Annotated in this window: 6 protein-coding genes; 2 read left to right on the top strand and 4 right to left on the bottom strand. The window is 74.1% G+C overall.

Annotated elements, in window-relative coordinates; all coding sequences use genetic code 11:
* The coding region (locus tag LADH09A_RS03075; RefSeq protein WP_238643211.1) for an integrase core domain-containing protein at positions 1–185 on the top strand (185 nt) is incomplete at its 5' end.
* Here LADH09A_RS03075 and LADH09A_RS03080 read toward each other — a convergent pair.
* Positions 182–1012, bottom strand: coding sequence for an MBL fold metallo-hydrolase (locus LADH09A_RS03080; RefSeq protein ID WP_238643212.1), 831 nt, complete (start codon positions 1010–1012; stop codon positions 182–184). The two genes, LADH09A_RS03075 and LADH09A_RS03080, sit on opposite strands and share 4 nt — an antisense overlap.
* Positions 1009–1413 carry a thioesterase family protein gene (locus tag LADH09A_RS03085; RefSeq protein ID WP_238643213.1) on the bottom strand — a complete coding sequence of 135 codons (405 nt, stop codon included), beginning with the start codon at positions 1411–1413 and terminating at the stop codon, positions 1009–1011. The genes LADH09A_RS03080 and LADH09A_RS03085 overlap by 4 nt, the downstream gene beginning before the upstream one ends.
* A gap of 184 nt (positions 1414–1597) precedes the next feature.
* Between LADH09A_RS03085 and LADH09A_RS03090 the strand changes: the two genes are divergently transcribed.
* On the top strand, positions 1598–2677 hold the full coding sequence (locus LADH09A_RS03090; RefSeq protein ID WP_238643214.1) for a phosphatase PAP2 family protein: 1080 nt from the start codon (positions 1598–1600) through the stop codon (positions 2675–2677).
* 153 nt (positions 2678–2830) lie between these two features.
* Here LADH09A_RS03090 and LADH09A_RS03095 read toward each other — a convergent pair whose 3' ends face one another.
* Both LADH09A_RS03095 and LADH09A_RS03100 read right to left on the bottom strand, forming a co-directional pair.
* Positions 2831–4264 carry a PH domain-containing protein gene (locus LADH09A_RS03095; RefSeq protein ID WP_372492214.1) on the bottom strand — a complete coding sequence of 478 codons (1434 nt, stop codon included), beginning with the start codon at positions 4262–4264 and terminating at the stop codon, positions 2831–2833.
* Positions 4261–4821 carry a PH domain-containing protein gene (locus tag LADH09A_RS03100; protein WP_372492215.1) on the bottom strand — a complete coding sequence of 187 codons (561 nt, stop codon included), beginning with the start codon at positions 4819–4821 and terminating at the stop codon, positions 4261–4263. Before LADH09A_RS03100 ends, LADH09A_RS03095 begins: the two co-directional genes overlap by 4 nt.
* Positions 4822–4901: the final 80 nt, after the last annotated feature.

Here is a 4901-nt window from a genome sequence, read left to right on the forward strand (position 1 = left end):
CCGAACGCTTCAACCGCACCCTGCTCGACGAATGGGCCTACGCACGGCCCTACACCAGCGAGACCGAACGCCGACAAGCCCTCCCCGGCTGGATCCACTCCTACAATCACCACCGCGGACACACCGCACTCAACGGCCTACCACCCGCCAGCCGCGTCCCCAACCTCACGGGTCAGTACACCTAGGCCTCGCCGTCGAGCTCGCGGTAGCCACGCCGGGCGGCGACCAGCGCGGCGCGCGCACCGAAGGGCGCCTCGGCGGCCACCCGTTCCGGCGGCGCGCTGCCGGTGTGCGCGGCCCGGATCAGCCAGGCCAGCTTCGCCAGCTCGGCGTGCTGGGCGCGGACGAAGTCGACGTCCACCGGATCGCCGTGACCCGGCACCACCACCGTGCGCGCGGTGGTCAGCCGCAGCAGGTCCGCGACCGCGTCCGGCCACCGCAGGGGGTACGAGTCCTCGAAGGCGGGCGGGCCGCTCTGCTCCACCAGGTCCCCGGCGATCAACACGTCGACGTCCGGCACGTGCACCACCAGGTCGGCCTCGGTGTGCCCCCGCCCCGGGTGCCGCAGCAGCACCTGCCGGCCGCCCAGGTCGAGGGTCGTCTCCGTCTGCACGGTGTGCGTCGGGGCGAGCAGCGGGGTGTCGGCCAGCTCGGCGGCGAGGGCGGGGTGCTCCGTCCGCAGCTCCTCGTACGCCTCCCGGCGCAGCCGCTCCGGCTCCTGCCGCAGGGCGGCGGCGGCCAGCTCGTGCGCGTACACCGGACGGGGTGGGTCGCCGGCGAGCACCGCGTTGCCGAAGCAGTGGTCGTAGTGGTGGTGGGTGTTGACCAGCGTCAACGGGCGGTCGGTGACCCCCCGGACGGCAGTGGCCAGGTCGGCGGCCTGGGCGGCCGACGAGAGCGTGTCGACCAGGAGGGCCTCGTCGTCGCCCACGACCAGGGTGACGTTGACCCGCAGCAGCGGCTCGCGTAGCACGTGCACCCGGTCGGCGACCTCGACGAAAGCGGCGGTCACGACGTGCGCCCGGCGCGCTCGACGAAACGTTGCCGGTCCACCATGATCCGGTCCACCCGGCCCCGGGCCACCGTCTGGTCACCGTCGCTGACCGTGACCTCGAACGACAGCCGGCGACCGTCGACGGTCGCCAGCAGCGCCTGCGCCCGGACCGTCCGACCGACCACGGTCGGCGCCAGGTGCTCCAGCTCGACCCGGGTGCCCACGGTCGTCGACCCGGGCGGCATCCCGACCGCCGTCGCCGCGACGGTAGCCGCCTCGGCCAGGGCGAGGACCCGGGGAGTGCCCAGCACCGGTACGTCCCCGGAACCGACCGCCTGGGCGGTGTCCGCGTCGGTGACGGTCAACTCGACCTGGGCGGTCAGACCCGGCGCGAAGGCCGGCTCGGGCTGCTCCTGCATGGTCGTCAGCCTAGGTGCTCGCCGAGCCCGCCGAGCACCCGCCCGGGGATCCCGGCGAGCACCGCACGGGGATGCCGGCGAGCACTGCCCGGGGATGCCGGTGAGCACCGCCGCCCACCTGTGCGCGGCATCGCCGGGTGGTCCCCGTCGGTCGATGCCGTCGCCGTCGTTAACCTTGACGACGATGGCCGTCGTGACTGACCCCCAGCCCCCCGCCCGGACCGACCCGCCCGCGTCCCCGGACGGGGGTCGTCGGCGTGTCATCGCGATGACCGTCTGGGCGGTCGCCTTCGTGGCCGCGTGGCTGGCCATCGGGCTGCCCACCGACCCGGCGTACGCCTTCGTCTGGATCTGGCTGGCGACCATCGCCTGGAACAGCGAACGGCCGTGGCGCAGTCACCTGCGCTTCGCCCGGGACTGGGTGCCGGTGGTGCTGCTGTTCGTGATCTACAACCTCTCGCGCGGGTTCGCCGACAACGGGGCCACCCCGCACGCGATGGAGCTGATCGTCGCCGACCGGTTCATGTTCGGCTGGGCCACCGGCGGCGAGGTGCCGACCGTCTGGTTGCAGGAGCACCTCTACCACCCGCAGGTGCACTGGTGGGACGTCGCGGCGAGCTGGGTGTACTTCTCGCACTTCGTGGTGGCGTTGGCCGCCGCCGCGGTGCTCTGGCTCCGTGACCGGCGCCGCTGGGCCGCGTACATGCGGCGCTGGGGCTTCCTCTGTGCCTCCGGTCTGGTCACCTACTTCATCTACCCGGCCGCCCCGCCGTGGTGGGCCGCACAGAACGGGCTGCTCACCGAGGTCGCCCGGATCTCCACCCGGGGCTGGAAGGCGTTCGGCATGCACGGTGCCGGCAACGTCCTCAACGCCGGCCAGATCGCCTCCAACCCGGTCGCCGCGATGCCGTCGCTGCACACCGCGTGGGCGCTGTTCGTGGTGCTGTTCTTCCTGACCGGCACCCGCCGCCGCTGGTGGCCGCTGCTGCTCGCGTACCCGCTGGCGATGACCTTCACCCTGGTCTACTCGGGTGAGCACTACGTGATCGACGTGCTGGTCGGCTGGGCGTACGTGGGGCTGACCTTCCTGGTGGTCGGCCTGGCCGAGCGCGGCTGGGCCGCGTGGCGGGCCCGCCACCCGAAGGCCGAGCCCCCACCGCCCCGCACCGAACCCCCACGGCAGGCCACCGCCCCCGACGACGCCGCCGAGCACCCACCCACCACCCAACGCCCACCACGCGAGCCCACGAAAACCGACCACTGACCCACCCGGCCCAACCCCGGCCCCTGCCCCCGGCCCGGCCCGCCAGATTCCGTCGATCATGAAGTTAGCGTCCGCCTGCACGGCGTGTCGTGGCCATAACTTCATGATCAACGGAGGTGGCGGCGGGGCGTGGCGGGGTGGGGTGGGGGTGGGTCAGGTTTGGTTGCGGGCCTGGTGTGCTCGGTTGGTCAGGTCCGCGGCCAGGGCCCAGGCCTCGGTCAGGTCGCGGTCCTGGGCGGTGGCACCGGAACCGCCCGCGGTGTCCGCGTGCACGCTGGCCAACCCGAGTCGGCGTTGGATCGGCCCCTGCACCACCCGCACGCTCTGGATGCGGGCGTACGGCACGATCACTACCTGCCGGGTGAGCCGCCCGGAGCGGGTGGCGAACACCTCGTCGAACAGCCCCGCGCCGAACGCGCTACGACCGAGCGGGTGCAGCCACCGGGTCCGGGTCGGCGGGGGGCTCAGCGCCAGCGCGTCGAGGCGTACCCCCGGAAGCACCTCGGCGACGATCATCGTCGCCGTCGGCAGGTCACCGACCGGCAGCAGCCGGTCGGGCCGGTTGCGGTCGTCGGCCTCCGCGACGGAGTAGCCGGCCACCTCCAGGCGCAGCCGCAGCCAGCCCTTCATCCGCCAGAGCAGCGGCCAGGTGGCCCGCACGGTCTGCACCCGCGCCAGCGGCACGGTCTGCGCCCGCGTCTCCAGCAGGCCGTTGTGCACCCGCAGCGTGCCGCCGTCACGGGCCAGCCGGAAGTTCCAGTCGTCGAGCACCCGCCGGACCGGTTGCAGCAGCACACCGGCCATCGCGGTCAGCGTGCTCGCCACCGCGACGAACGACCACGACCCCGCAGTGAGGAACTGCACCACCACGAAGGCCACACCGAACGGGAGCAGGAACGCCTGTGGGGTGAGCAACTGGCTGATCAGCAGGCTCTGGTTGCGTACCGCGTGCAGTGGCCGGCCCGGAGCGGCCGCCGTCGGCGCCGCCGCTCCCGGGACCACCGCGGCGGCCGCGTGCTCCGGGGCGGGTGCCTGCGCGACCCGCCCGGCCAGGGCCAGCAGCCGCTCGCGCAGCCGGGCCGCGTCGGCCACCCCGAGGTACGCCAGCGGCGCCTCGGTCTTGCCCCCGCCGACCACCTCCAGACGCAACTCGGCCAGGCCGGTGAGCTGGGCGAGCAGCGGCCGGACCACCTCCACGGCCTGCAGTCGCTCCAACGGGATGGCCCGGGTACGCCGCCAGAGCAGCCCCTCGTACACCCGCAGTTCGCGGCCGACCACGTGGTAGCCGGTGTTGTACCAGCTCACCACCGACAGCACTGTCGCGCCGAGCGCCAGCACCGCCACCATGGCGGCGAACCAGCCGAAGCCCACCCGGGACAGCGTCGACCAGGACAACCCGGCGATCACCACGACCAGTGACTTGGCACCGTGCAGGACCGGGCTGAGCGGGTGCAGTCGCTGCCGGGGCTCGCCCTCGCCACCGCCGGTCGGTGCCGGCCAGGCGGAGGGAGCCTCCGGCGGCACCGGCTCGTGCGGTGTCGGGCCGATGGGTGGCACGGTGCGCGGCTCGGCGGGCCCGTCGCTCACAGGCCCTCCGCCCGATCCTCGCCGAGAGCGGTGAGCCGGTCGCGCAGCCGGGACGCCTCCGCCGGGCGCAGCCCGGGAACCCGGGCGTCGCTCGCCGCCGCCGCGGTGTGCAACTGCACGGTGGCCAGGTCGAAGGCGCGTTCCAACGGCCCGGCGCTGACGTCGACGAACTGCATCCGCGAGTACGGGACGATGGAGAGCCGCCGGACCAGCAGCCCGTGCCGGACCAGCAGGTCGTTCTCGCGCTCGGCGTACCCCCAGGCCCGCACCGCACGGACGATCGCGATGGCCCGCCACCCGCCGAGCAGCACGACGACGGCGACGGCGAGCCCGAACAGCCAGTGGCCGCTCAACGCCCAGCCCACCGCTGTCACCGCCAGCCCGACGGCGACCACGACCGCCAGCCGGATCAGCTCCACCCAGATCAGGTCGGTGCAGATCGGCTGCCAGTTGACCGTGTCCGGCCAGGGTTCCAGTGGCCCTCGGCCCACCGGCCCACGTGTGGGCAGCGAGCCGGGCGCGTCGGTGGCGGGTGGCAGCAGGCCGGGTGCCGGCAGGTCGGGCGCGCGCTGGTCGGCGGCGGGTGGCAGCAGGCCGGGTGCCGGCAGGTCGGGCGCGCGCTGGTCGGCGGCGGGTG

This window comes from Micromonospora cabrerizensis, from assembly GCF_022230955.1.
GTDB lineage: Bacteria > Actinomycetota > Actinomycetes > Mycobacteriales > Micromonosporaceae > Micromonospora > Micromonospora cabrerizensis.